Annotated in this window: 23 protein-coding genes; 19 read left to right on the plus strand and 4 right to left on the minus strand. The window is 46.2% G+C overall.

Features of this window, described 5'->3' with window-relative positions; all coding sequences use genetic code 11:
• The first annotated feature begins 62 nt into the window (after window positions 1–62).
• The 6 genes from Q1B11_RS01785 to Q1B11_RS01810 all read left to right on the plus strand — a co-directional run bounded on the left by Q1B11_RS01785 (window position 63) and on the right by Q1B11_RS01810 (window position 9,206).
• Window positions 63–3,182 (plus strand): hypothetical protein, encoded by a 3,120-nt coding sequence (locus Q1B11_RS01785; RefSeq protein ID WP_299726471.1) that lies wholly within the window; start codon window positions 63–65, stop codon window positions 3,180–3,182.
• Between the two features lie 447 nt (window positions 3,183–3,629).
• Window positions 3,630–4,694 carry an NAD(P)H-dependent glycerol-3-phosphate dehydrogenase gene (locus tag Q1B11_RS01790; RefSeq protein WP_299726473.1) on the plus strand — a complete coding sequence of 355 codons (1,065 nt, stop codon included), beginning with the start codon at window positions 3,630–3,632 and terminating at the stop codon, window positions 4,692–4,694.
• A gap of 48 nt (window positions 4,695–4,742) precedes the next feature.
• Entirely contained in the window at window positions 4,743–5,039 is a 297-nt protein-coding gene (locus tag Q1B11_RS01795; RefSeq protein ID WP_299726475.1) for a DUF4389 domain-containing protein, read from the plus strand.
• A 194-nt stretch (window positions 5,040–5,233) separates the two neighbouring features.
• Window positions 5,234–5,677, plus strand: coding sequence for a histidine phosphatase family protein (locus Q1B11_RS01800; RefSeq protein ID WP_299726477.1), 444 nt, complete (start codon window positions 5,234–5,236; stop codon window positions 5,675–5,677).
• 286 nt (window positions 5,678–5,963) lie between these two features.
• Window positions 5,964–7,229, plus strand: a complete 1,266-nt coding sequence (locus Q1B11_RS01805; protein ID WP_299726479.1) for an MFS transporter — start codon at window positions 5,964–5,966, stop codon at window positions 7,227–7,229.
• Between the two features lie 75 nt (window positions 7,230–7,304).
• On the plus strand, window positions 7,305–9,206 hold the full coding sequence (locus tag Q1B11_RS01810; protein ID WP_299726481.1) for an ATP-binding cassette domain-containing protein: 1,902 nt from the start codon (window positions 7,305–7,307) through the stop codon (window positions 9,204–9,206).
• Between the two features lie 59 nt (window positions 9,207–9,265).
• On the opposite strand, the gene Q1B11_RS01815 is transcribed toward Q1B11_RS01810, so the two are convergent.
• Window positions 9,266–9,709 carry a universal stress protein gene (locus Q1B11_RS01815; RefSeq protein WP_299726483.1) on the minus strand — a complete coding sequence of 148 codons (444 nt, stop codon included), beginning with the start codon at window positions 9,707–9,709 and terminating at the stop codon, window positions 9,266–9,268.
• A 395-nt stretch (window positions 9,710–10,104) separates the two neighbouring features.
• Between Q1B11_RS01815 and fadB the strand changes: the two genes are divergently transcribed.
• The 5 genes from fadB (at window position 10,105) to Q1B11_RS01840 (ending at window position 17,556) form a co-directional block, all read left to right on the plus strand.
• Window positions 10,105–12,255, plus strand: a complete 2,151-nt coding sequence (gene fadB, locus Q1B11_RS01820) for a fatty acid oxidation complex subunit alpha FadB (protein ID WP_299726485.1) — start codon at window positions 10,105–10,107, stop codon at window positions 12,253–12,255.
• A gap of 46 nt (window positions 12,256–12,301) precedes the next feature.
• Entirely contained in the window at window positions 12,302–13,474 is a 1,173-nt protein-coding gene (gene fadA / locus Q1B11_RS01825) for an acetyl-CoA C-acyltransferase FadA (RefSeq protein ID WP_299726487.1), read from the plus strand.
• A 523-nt stretch (window positions 13,475–13,997) separates the two neighbouring features.
• Window positions 13,998–16,640: a type I DNA topoisomerase gene (topA, locus tag Q1B11_RS01830; protein WP_299726489.1), complete on the plus strand. Its 2,643-nt coding sequence runs from the start codon at window positions 13,998–14,000 to the stop codon at window positions 16,638–16,640.
• 91 nt (window positions 16,641–16,731) lie between these two features.
• Window positions 16,732–17,208, plus strand: coding sequence for a DUF6586 family protein (locus Q1B11_RS01835; protein ID WP_299726491.1), 477 nt, complete (start codon window positions 16,732–16,734; stop codon window positions 17,206–17,208).
• A gap of 48 nt (window positions 17,209–17,256) precedes the next feature.
• Window positions 17,257–17,556 carry a hypothetical protein gene (locus Q1B11_RS01840; protein WP_299726493.1) on the plus strand — a complete coding sequence of 100 codons (300 nt, stop codon included), beginning with the start codon at window positions 17,257–17,259 and terminating at the stop codon, window positions 17,554–17,556.
• A gap of 9 nt (window positions 17,557–17,565) precedes the next feature.
• Here the strand turns inward: Q1B11_RS01840 and Q1B11_RS01845 are convergent, their stop codons facing one another.
• Complete coding sequence (locus Q1B11_RS01845) at window positions 17,566–17,991, minus strand: hypothetical protein (protein WP_299726495.1); 426 nt, start codon at window positions 17,989–17,991, stop codon at window positions 17,566–17,568.
• A gap of 167 nt (window positions 17,992–18,158) precedes the next feature.
• The gene (gene lexA / locus Q1B11_RS01850; protein WP_299726497.1) at window positions 18,159–18,755 is read right to left on the minus strand and encodes a transcriptional repressor LexA; all 597 of its coding nucleotides are present in this window, start codon (window positions 18,753–18,755) and stop codon (window positions 18,159–18,161) included.
• 197 nt (window positions 18,756–18,952) lie between these two features.
• On the opposite strand from lexA, the gene Q1B11_RS01855 reads away from it, so the two are divergent.
• The 8 genes from Q1B11_RS01855 (at window position 18,953) to Q1B11_RS01890 (ending at window position 25,374) form a co-directional block, all read left to right on the plus strand.
• Window positions 18,953–19,582 (plus strand): TetR/AcrR family transcriptional regulator, encoded by a 630-nt coding sequence (locus tag Q1B11_RS01855; RefSeq protein ID WP_299726499.1) that lies wholly within the window; start codon window positions 18,953–18,955, stop codon window positions 19,580–19,582.
• Between the two features lie 52 nt (window positions 19,583–19,634).
• Window positions 19,635–20,117: a L,D-transpeptidase gene (locus Q1B11_RS01860; RefSeq protein ID WP_299726501.1), complete on the plus strand. Its 483-nt coding sequence runs from the start codon at window positions 19,635–19,637 to the stop codon at window positions 20,115–20,117.
• A gap of 98 nt (window positions 20,118–20,215) precedes the next feature.
• The gene (locus Q1B11_RS01865; RefSeq protein WP_299726503.1) at window positions 20,216–21,331 is read left to right on the plus strand and encodes a mechanosensitive ion channel family protein; all 1,116 of its coding nucleotides are present in this window, start codon (window positions 20,216–20,218) and stop codon (window positions 21,329–21,331) included.
• A 198-nt stretch (window positions 21,332–21,529) separates the two neighbouring features.
• A complete protein-coding gene (locus tag Q1B11_RS01870) occupies window positions 21,530–22,051 on the plus strand; it encodes a GspH/FimT family protein (RefSeq protein ID WP_299726505.1) in 522 nt (173 codons plus the stop codon).
• A gap of 130 nt (window positions 22,052–22,181) precedes the next feature.
• Entirely contained in the window at window positions 22,182–23,204 is a 1,023-nt protein-coding gene (locus Q1B11_RS01875; RefSeq protein WP_299726509.1) for a mechanosensitive ion channel domain-containing protein, read from the plus strand.
• 18 nt (window positions 23,205–23,222) lie between these two features.
• The gene (locus Q1B11_RS01880) at window positions 23,223–24,392 is read left to right on the plus strand and encodes a SpoIIE family protein phosphatase (protein WP_299726513.1); all 1,170 of its coding nucleotides are present in this window, start codon (window positions 23,223–23,225) and stop codon (window positions 24,390–24,392) included.
• A 203-nt stretch (window positions 24,393–24,595) separates the two neighbouring features.
• Window positions 24,596–24,928 carry an STAS domain-containing protein gene (locus Q1B11_RS01885; protein ID WP_299726516.1) on the plus strand — a complete coding sequence of 111 codons (333 nt, stop codon included), beginning with the start codon at window positions 24,596–24,598 and terminating at the stop codon, window positions 24,926–24,928.
• 2 nt (window positions 24,929–24,930) lie between these two features.
• Complete coding sequence (locus tag Q1B11_RS01890; protein ID WP_299726519.1) at window positions 24,931–25,374, plus strand: ATP-binding protein; 444 nt, start codon at window positions 24,931–24,933, stop codon at window positions 25,372–25,374.
• A 24-nt stretch (window positions 25,375–25,398) separates the two neighbouring features.
• Here the strand turns inward: Q1B11_RS01890 and Q1B11_RS01895 are convergent, their stop codons facing one another.
• Window positions 25,399–26,202, minus strand: a complete 804-nt coding sequence (locus Q1B11_RS01895) for a CsiV family protein (RefSeq protein WP_299726522.1) — start codon at window positions 26,200–26,202, stop codon at window positions 25,399–25,401.
• Between the last annotated feature and the right edge of the window lie 9 nt (window positions 26,203–26,211).

Consider the following 26,211-nt stretch of genomic DNA (forward strand, 5'->3'; position numbering starts at 1 on the left):
GGTCTAGCTAACACCTAGGCTCTACTCACTCTATTTAATTTAATAAGAAGTAAATAAGAAACATGGAAAACGATATAGATTTAAGTCAGGCTCAAGGTCTCGGCTTTGAGCTTAACCCAAGACGAAGCCGTAAGCGTGAAGTAGCCTCAACTAATGCTGACCCATTCTCACCTATTAAACACCTACCAGAAAGCAATAGCCGACCTAATAGACGAACTTCAACTAAGACTAAAGACTTCTCTTTTAGTAATGCACTAGAGGCTTCTTATCTTATTGATGAAGTAGAAGGCTCATTCTTCAATAGTGAACTATCAGACATTCAAAGCCAGCATGAAGCTAACCCTGATTTCAACATAAGAGACCGTAAATCTAATGAAGTTGTCTTTAAGGGTTTAAATTCTAAATGGCAGCAAACCTTAGTTGACCAAGAGCCAGTAAGCCAAGAGGCTGCTGAAGCTATGGCTGAAACTCTACGTAGACGACAGCAAGCAGAAGCTGACTTACAGCAATACGGTATGATGACTAATCTAGCTGCTGCTTTCTTAGCTGACTTCAATACTAAAGAAGACTTGGCTGCTCAAGCTGGTATGACTGCAGTAACTCTAGGTTTTGGTACTGTCATTAAGGGTCTATGGACTGGCTCAAAGGCAGCTTTACGTCTAGCTAAGATGAACCGTGTAGCTAAGTATGGTCTTGTAGGTGCTGCTACTAATGCAGGTGATGAACTATTAAGACAGAGTATTAGGACTCAGACTAATGAGTTATACAATGCTGAAGACGCTTTGAAAGATACTTTATTCTCTGCTGCTGTTGGTGGTGTCTTAGGTGGTACAGGTGCAGGTCTTAAGATTGGTGCTGAGAAGCTACTTAAGAAAGGTAAGCCAGCTAGGGCAGCCAATAGCCAAGCTGCTGCTGAACTCGTAGACGAAGTAGAGCAGACAGTTAGTCATCTTATGGTTGATGCTGTAGAGGAGACTAGCGCACCACAATGGAGAGCCTTAAAGCTACGTATGGATTTAGGTGCAAGGTCTCAAAAATTAGACTCAAGTGTAGCTAAACGTGAATACAGTAAGTTGCTGACTGATGCTGTAGACGTAGATGGTAAGGCTGATGGTGCTGATTATTTAGCTTTAAGTCTTAGAGAGAACGTAGGTCTTAAGTTTAAAGATGATCTAGCAGCAGCCTTCAAGTTAGACAAAAACTTAATCTCAAGGTCTCCTGCAGAGAAAGCTGAGTTTATGACTCATGTTTATAAGAAAGCTGTTACAGGTGCTGCAGGTGAATCTGAAGCCGAACGTATGGCTATAGGTGCTGTACGCTCAGCATTAGATACTTTAAAGATTAAAGCTAGTAATGCAGGTGTAGAAGGTGCTGACTTTAAATCATTGAAGAACTATGTACCTAGAATTTGGAAAGGTGACAAAGTTAAAGAGCTAATTCGTAAAGGTGAGCTATCCATAGACAGCGTTAAGTCAGCCTTACGTAATGCTGTAAGTAAGGGTCAGCCTGATAAGAGTCCTGATGAAGTTGAAGCCCTAATTGAACGTATAGTTAAAGGTGGTGACTTAGACCCTTATGCTGAAGAAAGTGTAAGTAGTCTTAAGTTGCGTGATGGTTTCCTAGCTGATGAAGATAGATTTAAGAAGCGAATTGAACTTGATATGTCAGCTACTTCTGATGATGGTTCTGTCTCTGTATTTGATTTAGTTGATACAGACTTGAATAAGGTTATTGATAACTACACGTCATCTATGAGTGGTCGTATAGCTTTAGCTGAGAAAGGTTTTAAGTCACCTGAAGACGCTGAGAGCCTTCTGAGGAGTGTTATTAGTGACTTAAAGCGTAACCATAAGGGAAGCGAGAAAGACCTACAGAAGAAGATTAAGGATGCTGAGAAGGTACACTCAGATACTATGAATGGTATCATGGGAAGACAGCAGCGAGACAATTGGTCTTCTGATTTTGATAGAGCTTTCAATAACCGAGTAGTAAAGTCTTTAAAGTCTCTTGGCAATTGGACTATGTTAGATTATTCCTCTTTTGCAGCCTTACCTGATATAGCTAACTCTATTGGTAAACTTGGGGTTGCAGGTGTACGAGAACATATACCTTTACTGTCAAAGCTAACTAATCCACAACGTAAGAGTCTCTTAAATGAACTTGAAGTCATTGGTCTTCATTTAGGTGACTCAAGTAATGCTCGTTACTTTGGTAAAGCATTAGCTGACCTAGAGCCTGCTGGACGTTTTGACTCTGCACTAAATACTTCTGATAGATTGGCATTCAAAGCTAACTTACTGTCATACATTGAAGGTGGTGTTAATAAGGCTTTGAGTTTACAAGTAGTTGGAAACATAGCCAAGAAAGGTAAGATAACTCCTGCAATGCGTCGAGCTATGGGTCTATCTGTAGATGAAGCTGCAGTCATCGATAAGCACTTGAGTAAGGTTACTGTTAAGAAAGGTCTTACAGGTAAGCAGATAAAGGCTTTTAACTTTGACCAGTGGGTAGACGATAATGGTATGCCTGACCAGAGAGCATTGGACTTGCTTGCAAGAGGAGCTAAAAGAGAAGCTGACAGAGCTAATGCTAAGGCTGCTGTAGGTGAGAAGATTACAGGACTAGACGCTCCTTTAGGTGGTGTCATGCTTCAGTACATGAATGCTGTAGCTAACTCTTGGCAGCGTATCACCTTACGTACAGGCTATGAGGTCTTTAGTAGAGGTCAAGCTATTGATATGGACACAAGACTTAGGGCTGTTCAAGGTGCGCTATTAGCTGGAATGGTTAGCTATCTAAGCTCTGAAGGTAAACAGTATGTTAGAGCTATAGGTGATAAGGATAAACAGAAGCAGCTTAAAAAGAGAACCACTAAAGAGAAGACACTAAACGCTTTAGCTTATACACCTCAAGCAGGTGCTTTGTTAGCTGTAACTGAAAAGCTGTCTCCTATTCTTTATCAATTTGGTATTGAAGTTAATGAGTTTGCTAGATACCAGAAGCCAAGTTCAGCTTGGGTAGGTGCGCCTATAATTTCTCAAACAGACCAAATCTTTAGTTCTGCAGGAGCTTTACTTGATGATGACAAAATGACTGTGAAAGAAAAAGAGAAGGCTTTAAAACTACTTCCATTCTATGAGGTTGGTAACAACATTAAGAATATAGCTGAAGATATGTTCTGAGAGCTAACATAAAGCTCTCTCAGCAGACTTTAGGTTTAACTAATGCGATGGCATAGGGTTATCTTAAAGCCACTGATACAGGCTTTATCTCAATACTACAGGGTGACTTGGATTTATTTCTGAGTCACCTATTTTTTGCTTTAACAGAAGTTCAAAGTTCATGCTTAGTTGTAACCTAAGTTGTACCGTTTGTTGTATCATTTGTTGTAACTCATGCTTGCCCTAAGCCATTGATATTGTTAGGCTTTAGACTCATTCATAGCTAGTAACAATACTCATACAAAATATGTGGCAAAGAGCCGCACAGGGCAAAGCAATGAATACTGTGTGCGCTTTCAGCTAATTGCCACCGACTTATGTTATTCGCTGCTTGTGTGGTTTAATAAGCTCAGGAATTACATGCCATTTTATAAAGCGGTTCGATAGCAGTAATCAGGATTGAAAGCGATGACAGTTAAGCCAGAAAACGCTAAGCCAGAAAGCGCAGGGAATGTTCAATCGTCCGAGATATTATCCATTGCGGTTCTTGGCGGCGGCAGCTTTGGTACGGCTCTGGCAGATATTTCAGCGACAAATGGCCACCGGGTTAAGCTCTGGATGCGGGATGAAACTCAGGTTCAAAGCATCAATGAACATCATGAGAATCAGCGATATTTGCCCGGTTTTCAAATTAATCCCCGGGTGAGCGCTGACAGTGATCTGGATGCGGTGATCTCGAATGCAGATATTGTGTTTATTGCCATTCCCAGTAAATCCTTCAGGGATGTGATCCGTAAAGCCGGTGATAAGCTCAATGGCAAGATCGTGATCAGCACCACCAAAGGTATTGAACCGGTCACCTTTGACTTAATGAGCGAAATACTGCGTGAAGAGTTGGACAATATACGACTGGGGGTTCTCAGTGGTCCGAATCTCGCCAGAGAGATTGTTGCCAAGGCGCTGACAGCAACCGTTATTGCCAGTGAAGATGATGCCCTTTGTCAGACGATTCAATCGGTTCTGCATTGTGACTATTTCCGGGTATATTCTAATAGTGACGTCTATGGTGTGGAGTTGGCCGGCGCACTGAAAAACATCTACGCCATTGTCTGTGGTATGGGTGCTGCCCTTGGAATGGGGGAGAATACTCACAGCATGCTCATAACCCGCAGCCTGGCAGAGATGAGCCGCTTTGCCGTCACTCTGGGGGCCAACCCAATGACGTTTCTTGGCCTTGCCGGTGTTGGTGATCTGGTGGCGACGTGTACATCAGAATTAAGTCGTAACTTTCAGGTGGGGCGCGCGCTGGGAGAAGGCTGCAGTCTTCAGGAAGCGGAACAGAAGCTGGGGCAGGTGGCGGAAGGTGTTAACACGCTTCAACAGGTGAAGCAGAAGGCCGATGAGCTGGGTATCTATATGCCTCTGGTGGATGGTCTTTATAGTATTATTTTTGAAGGTAATGCCATCGAAAATCTGGTGAAGGGTATGATGTTGCGGGAACAGAAAACGGATGTTGAATTTATGTCCAGGTAAGGTATTTAATATCTTTGCAGGGCTTAGCTATGCGATAGGAGACAGTCAATGGATGAGAATATAGTCGATAACTTGAAATCAGAGTCACGGTGGTTTCGCCTGGTATTTATGGTGCTGTTTGGCATAGCAGCCTACCTTGCCGGTTTCCTTGTGATGTTGATTGCGTTGATTCAGGCGGTGCATGGTTTTGTTGTTGGTGAGCCCAACCAGCGATTGCTGAACTTCAGTGATAGCGTGAATCAATACATCTTTCAGATTGCCAGTTTTCTCACCTTTAACAGTGATGTAAAGCCCTACCCATTTTCAGATTGGCCGCAGGGCTCTCCAACTGATATAGATGAATAATACCAATTCTGTTTTTAAATTATGGGCTGCGCAGCCATTTTGGGCGAATGGATCTGCGTTGAAGCTCCTCGCCATAGCTACGGCTATGACTCGTCGCTTCGCCTTTATGCCCTGTGGGTATTGCCCAGTCGCTCAAAATAACTTGCTCACTCCACAATTTAAAAACGACATTGGTATAAGAGGATGTGCACGCCATGCAGTTAATTATCATGCGTCATGGTGAGGCTTCCTGGTCAGCGACGAGTGATCGGGCACGGGTACTGACCGACGTTGGCAGAAATGAAGTGCTGAGTACGGTGACTGCCATGGCGGATATTCCGGTTACCCGGATTATTTCCAGTCCTTATGATCGTGCCAGAGAAACTGCAGGTATTGCTGCCAACCAGTTTGGCTGTGATGTTGAAACGTTGGATGCCCTTGTGCCAGAGGGTAACCCCCGTGATATTGTGGAGCGGTTACCGGACTCTGGCGTTGTCCTGTTGGCAAGTCATATGCCAGTGGTGAGTTATTTGACTGGGTTGCTCTGCGATGGTGTGCCATCTTCAGGCCCTTCTTTTCAGACGGCCATGGCAGTGTTGCTTGAAGCTGAACTCATGGTGGCAGGGCTGGCCACCATTAAACACTGCTACACACCTTGATACCTTCGACTTAGCATCCTGAAGCTTTTAATTCTCCAGAATATATTTTTGGCTTGCTGTCTTTCATTGATGATCTGTCTTCACGTCTTGCCTGATAGATGTTTCATTTTCTATTTAAGTAATTGCTACTATGACTTCTAATTTTTCCTGTAGTGACTGTGACGCTCAAACTGTTTTTTAAGGTGAAGTTAACTGATTTTTGACTACGCTAAGCAGGCTCATATCCCATTTGTACGATTGTTAAATGCAGGGAGGTGCGCAAGATTGTTTAGGGGGAAAGAGTCCAATGGTCAAAAATGTGTGTGTGCGTGGTATATTGGTTTGTGCGGTAGCATCTCTGTTTTGTTCCTACCAGCTTATGATTCAAGGCGCGCCGTCGGTGATGGTGCCTCAGTTGATGAGTGCTTTTCATCTCGACGTTGCCGGTATCGGCTGGCTCACCAGCAGTTATCTGTATTGCTATCTTATCTTCCAGATTCCCGCAGGTTACCTCACAGACCGTATTAACTTAACCGTCTTATTGAGTATTTCTTCAATGCTGATGGCAGCTGCTTGCTATTGGTTTAGTGTGTCAGAATCACTCTGGTCAGTATTCATATCCCGCTCGCTTATGGGAGTGATTGCCACACCGTGTATTGTTGCCTCCCTGACGTTGGCTTGCCGTTGGATGCGAGAGGATCAGTTCCCGGCAATGGCGGGTATGGTAGAAGCTTTTGCCATGCTCGGTGGTGGCCTCGGGCCGATCGTTCTGCCGAACTTGCTTGATATGTGCGGCTGGCAATGCACCATGAAAATCGTCGCTTTAGTCGGTGTTGTTATTTCATTTTTAATTTTGTTCATGGTTAAAAATGCACCGTCATACCCAGTATCGGATTCTGAGACGGATATATCTGGCCGTATTTGTTCCACATTTAAGAAAGGCGAAGACTCTGAGGCAGAACCCTTTAATCGAATGGCATACGCTCAATGCTGTATTTTCGGGTTTGGTTTGTTTTCAATTATTTCAACCTTCGGAGGGCTGTGGGGGATTCCTTTTTTTTATGAGCGCTTTCCAGGGCAGGAAGAAGCGGTAGGGGATGTGGTGGGTGTTATGTTTCTGGGGGCGGGTATAGGAGCACCGCTGCTGGGTTGGCTTGCTACCCGGTTGGGCTCTTCCAGCAAGGTGATGATGGGTTCATCGGTCATGTCGGTTCTGCTGTTCTCTGCTTTGATCTTCTGCCCCTTTTCACTTGGTGCACTGGGAGTGCTGAGTTTTTCCACCGGCTTCTTCAGTGGTGGTTATATATTGTCATTTTCATTGGCTAAGCAGTTTAGCCCAACAAACAGTAAAGGGTTTTATCTGGCAATTATCAATGCATCGATGCTGATAGCTGCCCCTGTGATGCAACCATTAATCGGCCTTGCTTTGGAAGCAAAAGCACCGGATCTGGATGCATTGACCATACAGGACTTCCAGATAGCATTTTTAGTGCTGATTTTATGCCAGCTGGCTGCCATCATCGTTGCAATCTGCCTCAAAAAACATGAGCTTGCTATGCATTCAGTGAGCTAAAAGTTATCCTACCGCTTTTGAAAATTCACTCTGTGCGCTTTCCGCGGACAGAGTTCATGTCTTTCTGGATTGAGAATGCCGTTACTTAGATTTGAAAAAATCAGCCTGGCCTATGGTGACCAGCCTTTACTGGATCAAGCCGAATTCCAGATTCGCAAAGGAGAAAGGGTCTGTTTGCTTGGTCGTAATGGTGCGGGCAAATCCACCATGATGAAGCTGGTGTCGGGCGCTGCCATTGCTGATGACGGTTCCATGTGGCGCAAGCCGGGCTTGAAAGTGGGCGTGTTAAGCCAGGATCTGCCGGATCAGGATGAGAAAAAAGTCTACGATGTAGTGGCTTCCGGATTGGAAGCGGTGGGTGAGCTGATTAGCCGTTATCACAGTTTGTCCATGAACATCAGCACTGATGAGGACATGAAAAAGCTGGAGAAAGTTCAGCAACAGTTGGAGGCCGCGGATGGCTGGCGTTTAAGCCAAAAGGTCGATACTGTCATGCAAAAGCTGGGCTTGCCTGCAGAAAAGCAGATGAAGGAGCTTTCTGGTGGCTGGCGTCGTCGTGTTGAACTGGCTCGTGCGCTGGTGGGTGAGCCCGATCTGTTGTTATTGGACGAGCCGACTAACCATTTAGATATTATTGCCATTGATTGGCTGGAAAAACAGCTGAAGGACTTTGGTGGCGCGCTGTTGTTCATCACCCACGATCGTTCTTTCCTGCAATCGTTGGCCACGCGCATCATCGAGTTGGATCGCGGTCAGCTGACCAGTTGGGACTGTGATTACAACACCTATCTGGAACGCAAAGCGCACGCTTTGGAAGTGGAAGCAGAACAAAACGCCCTGTTTGATAAAAAGCTTGCCCAGGAAGAAGTGTGGATTCGTCAGGGCATCAAAGCTCGCCGCACCCGTAACGAAGGTCGGGTTCGTGATCTGAAAAAGTTGCGGGAAGAACGTAGCCAGCGTCGTGAAGTGCAGGGCAATGCCAACTTTGGGCTGGAACAGGGTGACAGCTCCGGTAAGTTAGTGCTTGAAGTGAAGAATGCGTCACAAGCCTTTGATCAAAATACGGTTATCAAAGATTTCAATCTGCGTGTCATGCGTGGTGACAAGATTGGTTTGATCGGTGCTAACGGTGCCGGTAAATCCACATTGCTCAGTATTTTGTTGGGCAATCTTGAGCCGCAGGTTGGCACGGTAAAAATGGGCACCAAGCTGGAAATCGCCTATTTTGATCAGCTGCGCAATCAATTGGATCTTGAGAAAACCGTTATTGATAACGTGGCCGAGGGGCGTGAAAGCATCATGATTAATGGTGCCAGCCGTCATGTGATCAGTTATCTCGGTGATTTCCTGTTTCCAGCCAACCGTTGTCGTGTGCCTGTAAAGGCATTGTCCGGTGGGGAGCGAAATCGATTATTGCTGGCCCGCTTGTTCAGTAAACCTGCCAACCTGTTAGTACTCGACGAACCGACCAACGATCTGGATGTAGAAACTCTTGAATTGTTGGAATCGCTGCTGATGGATTTCCAGGGCACGATTCTACTGGTGAGTCACGACCGAACCTTTTTGGATAATGTGGTTTCGAGCACGCTGGTGTTTGAACCAGGTGGTCATATCAGCGAATACGTTGGTGGTTTTGATGATTGGCTGCGGCAGGGTGGTGCTATCAACAAGCTGGTTGCAGAAAGTGGCTCTGCAAAGAAGCAAGGAAAGCCCAGCGAATCGGAAGCAGCGCCAGTGAAAGACAGCGCACCCGCCAAAAAGAAACTGAGCTACAAGCTTCAAAGAGAGTTGGATGGGTTGCCCGCTGAGATTGAAGCGTTGGAAGCAGAACTGAATGATCTGGAAACGAAAACAGGTCAGGCTGATTTTTATCAGGGTGATCAGGAGGCCGTGCAACGGGTGCTTGGTCGTTTAACGGAGTTGAATGAATTGATTGAAGAAAAGATGGAGCGTTGGGAAGAGCTCGATAATATGTAAATCAGATCTGAAAAAAGGGTGTCGTTTGACGCCCTTTTTTGTGTGATTTCAAGACTGCATTAACTGTCGTTTTTACCAACCCGAACCGCAAGAACATCACAGTTTGCGCCGTGCAGAACACTGGTAGACGTCGATCCTAAAATCAGCGCCAGTCCGTGACGGCCATGACTGCCCACTACGATCAAATCCACATCGCTCTCTTCAGCTATACGGTGCACTTCCCGCTCGGGGCGTCCGTAAACAACATGCTGTTCACCTTTTTCCAGGTTGATCGAGTTTGCCAGATGAGCAATGCGTTCCTTGGCTTGTTCGGTAATCTCGTCCTGAAGGGTAGTTAGATCCAGAGGAATGTCGCTGCCATAGGCAACGCTCAGTGGCTCAACCACGTGTACCAGAGTGAGTCTGGCTTGATGTCTTTCGGCAATGGTCTTGGCCTTATTGAGCACCTCATCGGACTCATCGGACAGGTCAACCGCAACAAGGATGTGCTTGTAGAGGCTCATAAGCTGGTTTCCTTTATGAAATCTTCTCAAGTCTTGGCCTCTCTATTGTAAGGCTTCGTCGTGTTTTATCCATGATTTTCTTTGCATTGGTCAGTAAAAACCATTAAAAGACAGTGGTTATCTTTGTGCTGTCTTATTTTTTGTAAAAGAGTGGGTTTCTCTGTCATTTTCTGTTTTTACGCCAAGGCGGTAGGGTTGACTTTGAATCTCTTTTCAAAGAAGGTAGGCATAAATTCAAACACCTGTATGAATTTGCAAGGAAGTAACTGGTTTTGCCAGTGTTAATTCAGGAAGTCATATAGGATCGGAAACACTGCTCTATAAATAGAAAGGCGAGCAGGCAGTATCCGATTGCTATAGAGCAATAATAATCAAACATCCGAAAGGAGACGTTCATGATCTACCAGGGCAAGGCGTTCAGGGTTCTGCCTGTGGAAGACGGTATCGCCGAATTGCAGTTCAATCTGGAAGGTGAGTCCGTCAATAAATTCAGTCGCCCGGCGATTGAAGATCTTGCAGCGGCCATCGCAGCGATCAGTGCTGATGGCTCTATCAAAGGGCTGGTTTTGACCAGTGGAAAAGACGGCTTCATCGTCGGTGCCGATATCAACGAATTCGTACAAACCTTCAAAGAAAGCGATGACGTTCTCTATGCCGGCGTGATGGAAGTGAACAAAATCTTCTCCAGCTTTGAAGATCTGGACATGCCAACCGTTGCTGCCATTAACGGTATTGCACTGGGTGGCGGTTTTGAAATTTCTCTCTGTGCTGACTACCGGGTGTTGTCTACCAACGCCAAGGTTGGCCTGCCAGAAGTCAAACTGGGCATCTATCCAGGTTGGGGCGGCACCGTTCGTCTGCCACGGGTTATCGGTGCAGACAATGCCGTTGAGTGGATTGCCAGCGGTAAAGAATTTCGCCCGAACGCTGCACTGAAAGTGGGTGCGGTTGATGCAGTGGTTGCTCCTGAGAAACTGAAAGACTCGGCGGTTGCCCTGATCAAAGATGCCTTAGCTGGTGAGCTGGATTATAAAGCTCGTAAGGCTGAGAAGAAGGGTAAGCTGACACTGTCTCCTATCGAAAGCATGATGGTGTTCGAAACCACCACTGCTTTTGTTAAGCAGCAGGCTGGTCCACACATGCCTGCACCAGTTGCAGCGGTTAAATCCATCCAGAAGCATGCTTTTCTTGAGCGTGATAAAGCACTGGAAGTGGAAGCCAAAGGTTTCATCAAACTGGCAAAAACCGACGTCAGCGATGCGCTGGTTAACCTGTTCCTGAATGACCAGAAGCTGAAGAAAAAAGCCAAAGACTCTGCCCATCTGGCTGCAGAAACCAACAAAGCTGCCGTTCTCGGTGCTGGCATTATGGGTGGCGGTATTGCCTACCAGTCCGCTCTGAAGGGCACGCCGATCCTGATGAAAGATATTAATCAGGCGGGTATCGATCTGGGTCTGTCGGAAGCCAGCAAATTGCTGTCCAAGCGTGTATCCCGTGGTCGTATGGACGCTGCCAAGATGGGTGGTGTGCTGAACAACATCGTGCCAACACTGTCTTATGGTGATTTTGAATCGGTAGACGTTGTTATTGAAGCCGTTGTTGAAAATCCTAAGGTGAAGAAAGCGGTTCTGGCGGACGTTGAAAACTACGTTGCTGACAACGCTGTGCTGACATCAAACACCTCAACCATTTCGATTACTGATCTGGCCAGCGACCTGAAACGTCCTGAGCAGTTCTGTGGTATGCACTTCTTTAACCCTGTGCACGCCATGCCACTGGTGGAAGTTATTCGCGGAGAGAAGACCAGCGAAGAAACCGTAGCCACTGTCGTGGAATACGCTCGCAAGATGGGTAAGACACCGGTTGTCGTTAATGACTGCCCGGGCTTCATGGTAAACCGTGTTCTGTTCCCTTATTTCGCTGGCTTTGCTTCACTGCTTCGCGACGGTGCTGACTTTAAGCAGGTTGATAAAGTCATGGAACGTTTCGGTTGGCCAATGGGTCCGGCTTACCTGCTCGACGTAGTGGGCATGGATACCGGTAACCACGCTGAAGGTGTGATGGCTGAAGGTTATCCAGACCGTATGCAGAAGAGCTTCAAGACGGCCATGGACGTTATGTTTGAGAACAAGCGCTTTGGTCAGAAGACAGAAGCCGGCTTCTACAAATATGAGCAGGACAAAAAAGGCAAGCCAAAGAAAGTCGTTGATGAGTCTGTTTACGAGTTGATGGCTGACGTTTGTGCTGAGCGTAAAACCTTTGAAGATGACGAAATCATCGCCCGCATGATGGTGCCGCTGTGCATGGAAACCATTCGTGCCCTGGAAGATGGCATTGTTGACTCCGTTGCTGATGCAGATATTTCCCTGATCATGGGTATCGGTTTCCCACTGTTCCGCGGTGGTGCACTGAAATACATCGATACCATGGGTGTTGCCGAGTTTGTGGCCCTGGCGGATAAGTACGCTGAGATCAGCCCGCTGTACGCGCCAACGGACAGACTGCGGGAAATGGCTCGTAACGGCGAAACATTCTACGGCGCTTAAGTCGCGACCGATGAACCATTTTCAGGGATTATAAAGAGAGAAAATCATGAGCCTGAATCCAAGAGATGCAGTGATTGTTGATTACGGCCGAACCCCAATGGGGCGTTCCAAGGGAGGCATGTACCGCAATGTGCGTGCTGACACCCTGTCGGCTGAACTGATTACCGGTGTTCTGAATCGCAACGAAGCCCTGAACCCGGCAGAAGTTGAAGACGTTATCTGGGGTTGTGTAAACCAGACTCTGGAACAGGGTTGGAACATCGCCCGTATGGCTTCGTTGATGACGCCAATTCCTCATACTTCAAGTGCTCAGACGGTCAGTCGTCTGTGTGGTTCTTCCATGAGCGCTCTGCACACTGCCGCACAAGCCATTCAAACCGGCAACGGTGATGTGTTTGTTGTGGGTGGTGTTGAGCACATGGGTCATGTTGGCATGATGCACGGTGTGGATCCCAATCCACGTCTGTCCAAATACGGCGCCAAAGCGGCGGGTATGATGGGATTGACGGCGGAAATGCTGGGCACCATGCACGGTATTACACGTCAGGCGCAGGATGAGTTCGGCGCTCGTTCTCACCAGCGTGCCTGGGCTGCTACGCAAGCGGGTAATTTCAAAGATGAAATCATCCCAATGCAGGGGCACGATGCAGACGGCAATCTTCGTCTGTTTACTCAGGATGAAACTATTCGTCCAGAAACGACAGCGGAAAGTCTGTCTCAGCTGAAGCCAGCCTTTAACCCTAAAGGTTCGGTTACTGCTGGTACCTCATCACAGATTACCGATGGCGCTTCCTGCATGATCGTGATGTCTGCCCAGCGTGCTCAGGACTTGGGTCTGCAGCCATTGGCTGTGATTCGCTCCATGGCGGTGGCGGGTGTGGATCCGTCCATCATGGGTTACGGTCCTGTACCAAGCACCAAGAAGGCGCTGAAGCGTGCTGGCCTGACCATTGACGACATTGACCATGTAGAGTTGAACGAAGCGTTTGCTGCCCAGGCTTTGCCTGTGTTGAAAGACCTGAAACTCCTCGACAAGATGGACCAGAAGGTCAATCTGAATGGTGGCGCTATAGCTCTGGGTCATCCGTTTGGTTGTTCTGGTGCGCGTATCTCCGGCACACTGCTGAATGTGATGAAGCAGAATGGCGGTAACATTGGCCTGTCTACCATGTGCGTAGGTTTGGGTCAGGGCATTACGACTGTCTTTGAAAGGGTTTAATCCTTTATCAATGATAAAACAGAAGCTGGTTTCAGCTTCTGTTTTTTTATGTACTTAGAAAAGGCTGTGTTTTCTATTCCCTGTTTTCTATTGCCTTTTCTAAGTACATATCCTTGGTGTTTGCGGCCGAGCGTAGCTTGTCAGTGAACCCCTAAGTTTTAGATCATCTTGCCGTTATCGTTTACATGAATTCAGGGCTGACTGGATTGATGACGTGTGTTTTTGCAGCACAGCGATAATTTTTTATACAGCGGGATATAACAGAGAAACTGTGGATCGAAGGCGTTTTCAGCGATGTTTCAGAGTGTTAATTGATCAAGGTTTTGGTAAGTGTTTTCATGGTTTTCCTTGACCGATTATTGACTTCGCCTTATATATTGAAGCAATTTCTATCCCGGCTTTCCTGTTTTGGCTGATGACTTTTTCTGCAAAAACTGGGCATACAGCATAATATGCTGATAACCTGCTCTCAGAATCTGATCAGTCGGAACAATGGAACAGATGACAGGACGTGTAAGGCAGCATGGGTAAATCGCTAGTTATTGTGGAGTCGCCAGCCAAGGCGAAAACCATCAACAAATATTTGGGCAAAGACTATGTTGTCAAATCCAGCGTTGGTCATATAAGAGACCTGCCAACGTCGGGTGGTGCCAAGAAACCTGTTGATGCAAAAGCCCGGGCAAAAGCCGCGGCCGAATCGAAGAAACTCCCACCAGAAGAACGGGAGATTCGCAAAAAAGCCAAAGCGCGTAAGCAGCTTATCGAGCGCATGGGCATCGACCCGGACAACAACTGGGAGGCGCATTATGAAGTGCTTCCTGGTAAAGAGAAGGTGGTTGATGAACTGACGCGTCTGGCAGAAAATGCCGACACCATTTATCTCGCAACGGATTTGGACCGCGAAGGGGAGGCTATTGCCTGGCACCTTCAGCAGGCCATCGGTGGTAATCCTGATCGCTACCGACGCGTTGTGTTTAACGAGATCACCAAAAAGGCGATTCAGAAAGCCTTTGAGGCACCCGGTGAATTAAACCAGGATCGTGTGGATGCCCAGCAGGCTCGCCGGTTTCTGGATCGTGTGGTTGGCTACATGGTTTCACCACTGTTGTGGTCAAAAATTGCCCGGGGCTTGTCTGCCGGTCGGGTTCAATCCGTAGCGGTTAAGCTGGTGGTGGATCGTGAACGTGAAATCCGCAGCTTTATACCGGAAGAATTCTGGGAAGTGTATGCGGATCTGACTACTGCCAAAAAGGACACTGTTCGCTTCCAGGTGGCTAAAGAGAACGGTGAAGCGTTCAGGCCCACCAATAAAGCAGCTACCGATAAAGCGCTGGCTGTTCTTGAGAAAGCGGAATACTCCCTGACCAATCGGGAAGATAAGCCCACCAAGAGTAAACCTTCAGCGCCTTTTATTACCTCGACGTTACAGCAAGCGGCAAGTACACGACTTGGGTTCAGTGTTAAGAAAACCATGATGATGGCTCAGCGTCTCTATGAGGCAGGCTATATCACCTACATGAGAACCGACTCCACCAACTTGAGTCAGGATGCTGTGGACAGTGCCCGCACTTACATTGTTGATCAATACGGTGAGGATTACTGCCCGGAACAGCCAAATCGCTATTCCAGTAAAGATGGCGCTCAGGAAGCCCACGAAGCGATTCGTCCTTCCAGTGTGACTCAGGAACCGGGCAGCCTGAAATCCATGGAGAGGGATGCTGAACGGCTTTATGAGTTGATCTGGCGTCAGTTCGTTGCCTGTCAGATGACACCTGCGCAATACCTCAGTACTTCATTGACTATTGATGTGGATGGCTATCAGCTGAAGGCCAAAGGTCGCACCTTGAAGTTTGACGGTTACACCCGTGTTCAAAAAGCAGTGGCTAAAAAAGGTGAAGATCTGATTTTGCCTGCACTGGATAAGGGAGTCGGCTTCGATTTAGACAAATTGGATCCAAAGCAACTGTTTACACGACCACCGGCTCGTTTCAGTGAAGCAGCATTGGTTAAGGAGTTGGAGAAACAGGGGATTGGTCGTCCATCCACTTATGCTTCGATTATCTCAACGATTCAGGATCGAGGCTACGTGACGGTCAAGAGCCGTCGATTTTATGCTGAGAAAATGGGCGACATTGTTACGGATCGCCTGGATGAATCCTTCCGTGATCTGATGGATTATCACTTCACTGCTCGCATGGAAGAGCAATTGGACGATATTGCAGAAGCTGGTAAGGACTGGAAAAAGGTGCTTGATGAGTTTTATGCGGATTTTTCCGAGAAGCTCGCCAAAGCGGAGCAAGAAGAAGGTGGTATGCGTGCCAATGAACCTTCTCTAACGGATATTGAATGTCCGACCTGCTGTCGCCCAATGATGATTCGTACAGCTTCAACTGGTGTGTTTCTCGGTTGCTCTGGCTATGCGCTCCCCCCGAAGGAGCGTTGCAAGACCACCATTAACCTGGTGCCAGGTGAAGAAGTTGAAGATGTTGATGATGAGTTTGCCGAAGTCAATGCCCTGAGAGCCATGCGTCGTTGTCCTAAATGTGCAACGGCAATGGAAAGCTACCTGATTGATGAAAAGCGCAAGCTTCATGTTTGCGGCAATAATCCGGATTGCTCTGGCTATGAAGTCGAACAGGGTAGCTTTAAGCTGAAAGGCTACGATGGTCCGGTACTTGAGTGTGATAAATGCGGCAGTGAAATGCAGTTGAAGACGGGTCGTTTTGGTAAGTACTTTGGTTGTACCAATGCTGAGTGTAAGAATACGCGGAAGCTCCTGAAAAATGGTGAAGCGGCGCCACCAAAGATGGATCCGGTGCCGATGCCAGAATTGAGCTGCCTCAAGGTTGAAGACCATTACATCCTCAGAGATGGCGCGTCAGGACTGTTTTTGGCGGCCAGTCAGTTTCCGAAGAATCGGGAAACCCGTGCACCGTTGGTTGCTGAGCTATTACCTCATCAGGCGGAGATTGATCCTAAATACGGTTACTTGATGGACGCACCAAGACAGGATCCGGATGGTAATCCTTCCATTATTCGTTACAGTCGCAAAACTAAGTCTCAGTATGTCATGACTGAAATTGAAGGAAAGGCAACCGGTTGGAGCGCTACCTTTGAAGAAGGCAAGTGGCATGAGAAGCAAACGAAGAAACGCAAATCCAGTTAGTGGATGACCAACACACAGGTTAAATAAAAGTAACAATGCTTTTGTTTAACCTGTTTGGTTACTTTGTATTTGGTGATTTCAGGAGTTGGTTATGACCAATAATTGGCAGGGATATACTAACAAAATGTTGTTCCACTCCCGTTTGCTGTTAGAAGCCTGGGAGGGTGCAGACGATATTGCCAAGCCTGCGTTTCGCGAAGCGTGTCTGAATGCCATGATACAGGCTTATCATTCTTTGTTGGCCGAAATTATGACTAACCACCGTCTCCCTGTTCAACAATTACCATCCCTTGATGAAGCCATTAATAGCATTCACCAAAAAGGTGAGGTTTCTTCCGAGCTGAAGTATGTTGAGCGCTTAGAGCAACAGGATTCCTGGCTGGCGGCACTGTTGAAAAGTCATGAGGAATGCTCAATGCCCATTGAGCGAAAGGGTATCAATCACAATGAGATTCCACTATTCAATGAGAGCTCAATTCGCTATGACCTTCCTGGTAATCTATTGTCGGCGCTTGAGTCTTTAAAAGAGTTGGTGACTTATAGTCGGAACTTTAGTCTTGAGTGGTAAATGGTGGTGATATATTCAGTGCTTCGCCTTGAAAGCACTGGATGGCTCATGCAAAATGCCCTTCAATATTTTCTTGTCCGTTATTTATCTAAGCACGGGATGTCTATGTCAGTGTCGTTTCTGGAAATTGTGGAATTACCTTCTGGCGAGATTGTCTTGCGCCGAAGTGATGAAGAAGATGCTGAACCACTGGTGACTATGTCTTTTTCTCAGGAATTGGTGGATTTCCTGCAGGGGGATCAGTTTGAAATCGCCAGGGTTATGTTAGACGCCTGTATTGAAGAAGTAGGGCGTAAAACTGAGACGGATGCCGGTGAATATATTCCGGAAGACCGAGTGCTCCATTGATTAATTAATTTACCGGTTTCTAATGGCTAATGCATGACATTGGCCTGATCTTGCAGCAAATTCGAGTTCGGATAATTCTCTACTGGTTAGTTCATTAACCCAGCTGACGACTGTGTGGCTGGTGCCTGAGGCTAGAGCCTTTTGGGTGAGTTTGAATGGGTCTGCTTTTGCTGAATGATTCAGAACCTGTAAGCGCTGGCTCTTAAGTCCATTGGTTTTCAACCATTTAATAGTGCTTCCCGCCTGTTCACCAGAGAGGATTAGTGTCAGCCATCGTTGATCCTGTGGGTCATTTGCCAGGTCATTCAGTAGGGATTTCAGTAGCTTTCCTGATTTGAATAATGAGCCTGAAAGAATCACTTCGTCAATTGAATGGATGTTCTCAGGTTCAGGGGAAGCGTATTGTGTTTTTTCTGCCAGTGATAATAATTGCATGTCTGACTCCTACAACGGCAATACCTGCCTTAGATTAACTATCATATTTCTTTTTTACAGGTGCCAGCCCCCTCAGGCATCACATGTCTGTGTAAATGAGGAGTAGGCATTTAATGGATCGAAGCGGTATCAATACCGCCGAATCAAAACTCGGCTTGTTTTGTAATTTAGTGTCTAATTACGCCAACACTTAAGCCTTCAATCGCAAAATCATCAACACTGAGATCGACCTCGATGGTGTTAAAGTCTTCGTTCTCAGGGTGGAGATAGACCTTGTTTTTGATCTGCTCAAAGCGTTTCACTGTCACTTCATCTTCAATTCTGGCCACTACAATCTGACCGTTAGATGCAGTCGTTGTTTTGTGAACAGCTAATAAATCACCGTCTAAAATACCAATATTTTTCATGCTCATTCCTTTAACTCGAAGCATGAAGTTTGCTTTTGGCGAAAAGAAATCAGCATTGATTGAAAGGTGATTTTCAATATGTTCCTGGGCAAGAATTGGGCTACCTGCGGCCACTTGGCCTACAATGGGAAGGCCTAACTGGTCAGAGCCGGGTATGCGGATGCCTCTTGATGCACCAGGGGTGATTTCAATCGCACCTTTACGGGCAAGGGCACGTAAATGTTCTTCAGCAGCATTGGGTGACCGAAAGCCAAAAGTTTTCGCAATTTCGGCACGTGTCGGTGGGAAACCTGTTTCTTCTATATAGGAGCGAATCAGGTTCAGTATTTCCGCTTGGCGCTTGGTCAGTTTATACATGATGATATCTGTTTTTTTATACAGTACATGTGATTATATACAGTATTTTTTCGGCTGCAATAGCTGATTCTTCAGTAAACAGGATAAATAACCTGAAACCCTGTTGGCATATAGATGCATTACACGAATTCTGACTTGAAGTTTTATGTTTCGAACGGTAGTTTTAAACAAACGTTTACATTGGAGGTATATAAAGTATGTCACAGCCAGCAACCGTAGACAGGATTCTGGATGCTGCGGAGAAGTTGTTTGCTGAGCACGGATTTGCTGAGACCTCCCTGCGCTCTATAACCAGTAAGGCCGGTGTTAATCTAGCTGCCGTTAATTACCATTTTGGCTCCAAGAAGGCGCTGATACAGGCCGTTTTTTCCCGTTTCCTGGATCCATTTGTTCAGAATTTGTCGGGGGCATTGGCAGATTACGAATCCGGGGAAAAGGAGGTGGATCTGGAAGGTGTTCTGCATCTTCTGGTGGATCAGATCATGGCCGTTCAGCCGAGAAAGTCACAGGATCTTTCTGTCTGCATGCGACTGATTGGGCTTGCTTATACCCAGGGGCAGGGACACCTTAAAAAATATCTGCGGGAAGTGTATGGCGATGTTTTTCAGCAGTACCTTCAATTAATGGTCAAGGCGTGTCCTGAGCTTCCGATTGATGATCTTTTCTGGCGTGTGTATTTCATGCTGGGATCTGCCGTGTTTACACTGTCCGGTGCCAATGCGTTACGCGCTATTGCGGAAAGTGATTATGGTGTTCATCATGATCTTGAAGAAATTATGCGTAAGATGGTGCCGTTTATGGCGGCGGGTCTTCGGGCGCACGTTTAAATATTGTTGTTTGACTGTATTCGTTGAATAGAATGTTGGAGTAAATTCCCTCATGCACATAACGGTCCATGTTGCGACTCAGGAAATGGTGCTCCATGAAGATGATGATAATAAGCGACGTTACTTGATTTCGACGGCCAGTAAGGGCACAGGCCAGCAGGAAGGCAGCTGGCAAACCCCCTTGGGAAAGCACATTATCAGGGCAAAAATTGGTGATGGGCTTCCCAGACACGCCGTTTTTGCTGCGCGTCGATTTACTGGTGAAATATATGATGAAGCACTTAAATCCCAGTATCCTGCGAGAAAAGACTGGATTTTAAGTCGAATTCTTTGGCTTAGCGGTCTTGAGCCTGGTTTTAACCGGCTGGGTAGTGTCGATACTATGCGACGATATATCTATATTCATGGTTCTCCGGATACAGCGGAAATGGGTAAGCCCGGTTCCCGAGGCTGCATACGGATGCACGGTGATGACATTATCGATTTGTTCGCTCGGATATTACCCGGGACGCCAATTGAGATCTTACCTGTTTAGTGATTATAATCCGCTGTCGTATATTATTCCCATCAGAGCCTGATGCTTGGTTTATAGTAAATACCTGAGTATTTGGCTTACCTTTCAGGTCTTCTCCTATGGATTTTCAGTCCCTGCTTCATGAACCTCCGCCTGAATGGCTGTATGTGCCGGTTATAGCGCTTATCACCACGGCAATTATCCGTTTTCTGTCTGGCTGGTTATTCAAGGCGCTGATTGTTAGAGCCAAAACCACGAATAATATCTGGGACGATGCTCTGTTAATGTCTGGGCAGAAACCAGTTCATCTATTTATCTGGGCTGCAGGTATTAGCTGGACCATAGATGAATGTTGGGAAGGTTCAGCGGGGGCACTGTTTACACGGTTTTTGACCTTCAGAGATTTTTTGTTTGTCCTGCTCTTTTGCTGGATTTTTATCTCCTTTATTAAAACCATGGAGAGCCACTACCTTCAACTGGCAGGGAAAAAGAAATTTGATCAAACAAGTGTGATTGCTATGGCAAGGTTATCCATTATTGCTGTTGTGATCGCGGGTGTTTTGATTGTTATGCAATCCATGGGCTATAAGCTGTCCGGTCTGCTGGCCTTCGGCGGTGTGGGTGGTTTGGCCCTGGGTTTTGCGGCAAAAGACATGCTGGCCAATTTTTTTGGTGGCTGGATGATTTATCTGGACAAGCCTTTTCGCGTTGGAGATTGGATCAGCTCTCCGGATAAGAACATTGAAGGCACTGTTGAGTATATAGGCTGGCGACAGACCCGTATTCTGACTTTTTCAAGGAGGCCGCTCTACGTACCGAACTCAACCTTTATGAGTATCTCGGTAGAAAACCCATCAAGGATGCAAAATAGAAGAATCAAGCAGATGTTTGGGTTACGGTATGATGATAACACGCTGATTAATCGGATACTTGAGGACATACGAAGCTATTTGGCGGATCATAAGGATGTTGATCAGAGCAAAGCCTTAATGGTTAATTTTGTCGGCTTTGGCGGGTCCAGCCTTGATTGCAGCTTGTATTGCTTTACCCGAACGACTGATTGGGCAAGGTATTTATTAATTCAGGAAATGATCCTGCTTGAAATTTTAAATATTGTTCATAGCCACGGTGGTGATATTGCTTTTCCAACCAGAACACTGGATTTTCCATCTAATCATCCAATGAACCCATCAAGCATGAAAATGGTTAAAGAGGTTGAAGAAAATGCTTTCTGATGGTCTGTACTAACTGTATTTTTAATCTTCTTTAGGCATGCCCTCGTGTGCCATATGCATTAATTGTGGGCTGCCACAATAACTCAATCTAGTGGTTATTGGATTAAGGTATATGCCGATTAATTAAGTGATATTTAAAATCATGTTAAGCAATACATGGTTTTTCTACGCTGATTAACAAATAGGATGGCATGGCGAATGCTGGTTTTAAAACGAAGGGAACATGGCTTTACGCTGATCGAGCTGCTGATTACAGTCATTATTATTGCTATCTCAATTTCTCTCGTCACGCCCATTGGTCAAATTGCAGAGCGCTTTCGCCTGGATTATTTTAACCAGAGGGTATATTCCAGCGCGATGCTGGTAAAGAGTGAGGCGATTAAACGATCACAGTTGGTCAGTGCCTGCCAGTCTAATTCTGGAACCAGTTGCGATGGTGATGCAAACTGGGCAGGTGGTTGGGTTATTTTTGAAAATCCGAATAATGATGATTTGATTGACCCAACTGAAGAAGTGATTCGTGTTTACAATGCAATCGATTCAATCATTGAAATAAGTTGGGGTGGTGGAACCCGGTTATCATTTACCTCAGCAGGTGTCCCCGTCACCAGTGGTGAATTTTCAATGTGTTCCTCCACTTCAAGAGCCATCGAAGAAAGGGTTGTCAACGTAGCCAGTACAGGCTTGATTAGCAAGCAGGTAAGGGGAGCGTGTCCATAAATGGTGGTCAATTCGATGTTAGCTACTCGGCTTGGAAATGAGTACTAAAGCTCAGTATCGAACAATTTGAAAGTACTGGTCACTCAGCAAGCTACACTGTATTGAACGATAATTATGCTTGGCTGCTGCAATGAGTGACGGTTTTTTGTCTTTTTACTACCACATTATTTTTGCTTTCTTGTTGTCTGCCATTTTCTTCTATGGCTTTCGGCGGGTATCCATATCACTTCAAAATGACTCCCACGAAAATTTTAGAACGATTGTTATAAAAACAGTTAAGTTGCCTTTGCTGTTATTGCCCTGGTTTCTCTTTTTGTTTTATACAGCGTACGCCTGGCCTGGTGATAAAAGTGATGAGTATTTGAATGTTCTGGATTTGGTTCGCCGGGTTTTCTGGATTCTCTATGTTGGCTGGTTCAGTTGGGAAGTCAGTCTTAATGTCGGTGCAATGCTGCAGGCTTCCAGCGGCAGACTGGCCGAGCAGGTTTCCCATTCAGTGGTTAGCCGCACCATTCAGTTGCTGGCGACTATTGGTATTTTTCTAAATCTTGTTCATGTGTTTGGTTATAGCCTGTCTACTTTGCTTGCTTTTGGTGGAGTGGGCGGCATTATTCTGGGTCTTGCTGCTAAGGACTGGTTGTCCAATTTCTTTGGCGGTTTGATGCTAATGCTTGATCGTCCATTTTCAGAAGGCGACTGGATTCGATCGCCAGATCGATCCATAGAAGGCCACGTCGAAAAGGTAGGCTGGCGATTAACCAAAATCCGTACATTTGATCGTCGTCCGATCTACGTTCCTAATTCAATTTTCAGTGGCATTGTGGTTGAAAATCCGAGTCGAATGCGTAACCGCCGAATGGTAGAAGATTTCTCTCTGTGTTATGAAAATCTCGAAAAAATGCCTCGTATCCTCAAAAGGATCGATGAAACAGTTTCTTTGTTATCGGATGTGGACGCTACCGAACCTCACTATGCTGTTTTCATAAGGTACGACGACTCTGGTCTTTTATGTCAGATACGTGCGCACATTACACGAGTTGATCGAGTGGGTTATTTACAGGTGCAGGAAGAAATATTACTGATTATTGCTGACATTGTGAAAGAAGAAGGGGCGGCGTTTGCCTACCCAACCCGAAGGATTATCAACGAATAACCAATATCCGAGAAAGATATGGAAATCTTAGTGGTAGAAGATGCCCGCGATCAGCGAATGATGCTGACGAGGTTGCTGACAAAACAAGGCTTTCAGGTTTATGAAGCGGCTGACGGCCTTGAGGCGTTGGCGATGATTCATGATCATCGGGGTATTCGTTTTGTCGTCAGTGATTGGATGATGCCCGGGATGGATGGTATAGAACTGTGCAAGACTATCCGCGCCACTGATTTTCACCGCTATATCTATTTTGTTCTGTTAACTGGTAACTCCGATGAAGAAGCCGTGGTTGAGGGAATCAATGGCGGGGCAGATGACTTTCTGAAAAAGCCGGTTGATTTTAATGAGCTTCAAGCCAGGTTAAATGCCGGCAATCGAATCATTGAATTGAAAGCTGCGTTGGAAGCGAAAATTGACGCCATTGAAACGGACTTAAAATCCGCTGCAGATACTCAGGCACAATTATTATGTGATCCAGCTCAATTAGGGAATGTAGCTTTCAATTGGTATTTTAAACCCAGTCGTTTTCTGGGTGGCGATATGTTTGGCTATCACGAACTGGGTGATGGGCATATTTGTTTTTATCAACTGGATGTTGCCGGGCATGGCATACCTTCTGCGCTGTTATCATTCTCTTTAAATCATATTCTCTGTGATGATCAACACGGAAACGTGGTGAAAGAAGTGCTGGATACACCCCCGTATGTTAGAGGCAGAGCACCGGATCAAGTGCTGTCCCGGCTAAATGAGCAATTTCAAGCCAAAGCAGAGTCAATGCTGTATTTCAGCATGGCTTATGGGCTGATCAATAATGAGACCGGCGCTGTTTCCATTGCGTTAGCGGGGCATCCGCCTCCCTTGTGGGTTCGTAAAACAAGCGCTTCGATAGAAGTACTTCCGATCGCCGGTGTGCCAATTGGTATGATGCCGGGAATGAGCTACTCAACTGAATCGCTGCAGTTAGCGCCGGGTGATCGGCTGTTCCTCTACTCCGATGGCTTAACAGAATGTGAGAACCGGGAAGGAGAGATGTTTGGCGAAGATCGGTTAAAAAGTATGCTCAAAGAGTCGATCACGAAAGACCTGGGTCTCGTAGTGAATCATTTTGAAGATAGTATTCGAGATTGGTCGGGCTCCGAGGTATTTGAGGATGACGTGACTTTTTTATTATTGGAATGGAATCCGTAAACGATAATTAATACCAATGGCGTTTTTAAATTATGGAGCGAGCAAGTTATTTTGAGCGACTGGGCAAGACGAAGTGACGAATCATAGCCGTAGCTATGGTGAGGAGCTTCAACGCAGATCCAGTCGGTTAAAATCGCTGCACAGCCCATAATTTAAAAACAGAATTGGTATAACCTACTGGCTGACAATGCAAGGAGTGCACAATGCCGTTTGATACCAAGAACGAATCCAATCACCTGGTGGTGTCCGTGGATGAGGCGCGTCTGGATGCTTCTATCGCAGAGAACTTTAAAGACTATCTATTCAATCATATTGATCAGGATGCATCGGATATGGTGATCGATTTATCCGTAGTTCGGTTTATGGACAGCAGTGGTCTTGGTGTGCTCGTATCAGCTTTGAAAAAAATGGACGGTAAAAGCAAAATCAAACTGGCTGGAGCTCAACCCGCGGTTCTGGATCTGTTTCACCTTACCTCTATGGATAAACTGTTTTCCATCTTACCGACAGTGACTGAGGCGATAGAGGAGAAGTAGTCATGTCAGATGAGACCGGGCATTCGCTAAAGCTGCAAATTGACAGCGAACTTTCAAACACGGCATTGGTCGCCATGGCGGTTCGTGGTCTTTGCACCATGACAACGCTTTCACCGGTAGAAGTGAACCGGGTCGAACTGTGTATTGTAGAAATAGTCAACAATGCCATCGAACATGCTTATGACAGTGAGAAAGGGCATAAAGTAGAAGTTGGCGTGGATCTGCTTCAGTCGAAGCTGCAGTTCACCGTCAGTGACTGGGGGAAAAGCCTGGACGAATCCAAGTTAGATGAAAAAGAAGAGTTGGATGTTGATGGTGATAATCCAGCGAGCTGGCTGTGCAGTGGTCGAGGACTGAGTATTGTTCAAAATCTGATGGATCAGATTGATTATCAGTCCGAAGGGGATAAAAATAGCTTTATCATGAGTAAGCAAATCCGGGAGTGATTTGCTTACTCTATCTTTCAAACATCAATTCACTGTTGTAATACTGCTTTCTTCAGCGTCTGTTTCTTCTGGCTGCCAGGGTGTCAGTTTGAAAATAACACCAATCACTGGGCTGTCCATATATTGAATTTCCCGCGTACTACGAATCCTGCGTCTCTGCTCCAGAGGATAGTTGGCAGTGACGCGCAATGGCGGCAGGTTGGCATTTTGGAAAATAACCTGCTCACCAGGCGCTTGTTCCTGACTATTCGGGTTTTGGTCACCAACTCTACCCAGAGAGCTAGTGATAAACGTGTCCACAGGCTCCAGCTTCTTCAGCCAGAAGTCCGCATCCACATGAAGAAACCGTTCTTCGCTGATGGTGATGGTGCCATCCAGCAACATGGGATCGATACCATCAATCATTGTTGAGATTTCTACTGGTGGCATTTGTTGGCCAGACATCAACGGGCCGCGCCAGGCCTTTTGTGTTATCACTTCATAACGCCCACTCTTTGCCAGTTTATTGGCTTCTCTCGTCAGTTTCATTTCACTGGCCGGCAGTGAAATAAACGCATTATCCGGGAATGTCGTCAGAGAGCTGCTGCCGATGTCGAAAGAGGGCGCATAGAAAGGGATTTCACCTTTAAGGGTGATGGTGCCTTCAGGTTTATTGGTGGCGGTTACGTCTGGCCATGCTTCACCACTGCTATCGCTCAGGTAGCGAAAGACGATGATGTCTGCCTGATACCATTTTTCTTCAGGCTCAGCAACCTGAGCCTGAAGGTTGACCAGAGGCAAGCTAAATAACAATGCAGCAGACAGCGCAATAAAGTGGTTTCTACTCATAAATGGTCT

Origin of the sequence: uncultured Endozoicomonas sp. (assembly GCF_947495845.1) — a bacterium.
GTDB lineage: Bacteria > Pseudomonadota > Gammaproteobacteria > Pseudomonadales > Endozoicomonadaceae > Endozoicomonas.

Coding starts and splice junctions, on each gene's coding strand:
- Q1B11_RS01785 (WP_299726471.1), top strand. CDS start 63: ATGGAAAACGATATAGATTTAAGTCAGGCTCAAGGTCTCGGCTTTGAG.
- Q1B11_RS01795 (WP_299726475.1), top strand. CDS start 4,743: ATGGATGAGAATATAGTCGATAACTTGAAATCAGAGTCACGGTGGTTT.
- Q1B11_RS01845 (WP_299726495.1), bottom strand. CDS start 17,991: ATGCAATTATTATCACTGGCAGAAAAAACACAATACGCTTCCCCTGAA.
- Q1B11_RS01895 (WP_299726522.1), bottom strand. CDS start 26,202: ATGAGTAGAAACCACTTTATTGCGCTGTCTGCTGCATTGTTATTTAGC.
- Q1B11_RS01875 (WP_299726509.1), top strand. CDS start 22,182: ATGAGTGACGGTTTTTTGTCTTTTTACTACCACATTATTTTTGCTTTC.
- Q1B11_RS01870 (WP_299726505.1), top strand. CDS start 21,530: ATGCTGGTTTTAAAACGAAGGGAACATGGCTTTACGCTGATCGAGCTG.
- Q1B11_RS01890 (WP_299726519.1), top strand. CDS start 24,931: ATGTCAGATGAGACCGGGCATTCGCTAAAGCTGCAAATTGACAGCGAA.
- Q1B11_RS01840 (WP_299726493.1), top strand. CDS start 17,257: ATGCAAAATGCCCTTCAATATTTTCTTGTCCGTTATTTATCTAAGCAC.
- Q1B11_RS01855 (WP_299726499.1), top strand. CDS start 18,953: ATGTCACAGCCAGCAACCGTAGACAGGATTCTGGATGCTGCGGAGAAG.
- fadA (WP_299726487.1), top strand. CDS start 12,302: ATGAGCCTGAATCCAAGAGATGCAGTGATTGTTGATTACGGCCGAACC.
- Q1B11_RS01835 (WP_299726491.1), top strand. CDS start 16,732: ATGACCAATAATTGGCAGGGATATACTAACAAAATGTTGTTCCACTCC.
- Q1B11_RS01790 (WP_299726473.1), top strand. CDS start 3,630: ATGACAGTTAAGCCAGAAAACGCTAAGCCAGAAAGCGCAGGGAATGTT.
- Q1B11_RS01800 (WP_299726477.1), top strand. CDS start 5,234: ATGCAGTTAATTATCATGCGTCATGGTGAGGCTTCCTGGTCAGCGACG.
- Q1B11_RS01860 (WP_299726501.1), top strand. CDS start 19,635: ATGCACATAACGGTCCATGTTGCGACTCAGGAAATGGTGCTCCATGAA.
- topA (WP_299726489.1), top strand. CDS start 13,998: ATGGGTAAATCGCTAGTTATTGTGGAGTCGCCAGCCAAGGCGAAAACC.
- Q1B11_RS01880 (WP_299726513.1), top strand. CDS start 23,223: ATGGAAATCTTAGTGGTAGAAGATGCCCGCGATCAGCGAATGATGCTG.
- lexA (WP_299726497.1), bottom strand. CDS start 18,755: ATGTATAAACTGACCAAGCGCCAAGCGGAAATACTGAACCTGATTCGC.
- Q1B11_RS01885 (WP_299726516.1), top strand. CDS start 24,596: ATGCCGTTTGATACCAAGAACGAATCCAATCACCTGGTGGTGTCCGTG.
- fadB (WP_299726485.1), top strand. CDS start 10,105: ATGATCTACCAGGGCAAGGCGTTCAGGGTTCTGCCTGTGGAAGACGGT.
- Q1B11_RS01805 (WP_299726479.1), top strand. CDS start 5,964: ATGGTCAAAAATGTGTGTGTGCGTGGTATATTGGTTTGTGCGGTAGCA.
- Q1B11_RS01810 (WP_299726481.1), top strand. CDS start 7,305: ATGCCGTTACTTAGATTTGAAAAAATCAGCCTGGCCTATGGTGACCAG.
- Q1B11_RS01815 (WP_299726483.1), bottom strand. CDS start 9,709: ATGAGCCTCTACAAGCACATCCTTGTTGCGGTTGACCTGTCCGATGAG.
- Q1B11_RS01865 (WP_299726503.1), top strand. CDS start 20,216: ATGGATTTTCAGTCCCTGCTTCATGAACCTCCGCCTGAATGGCTGTAT.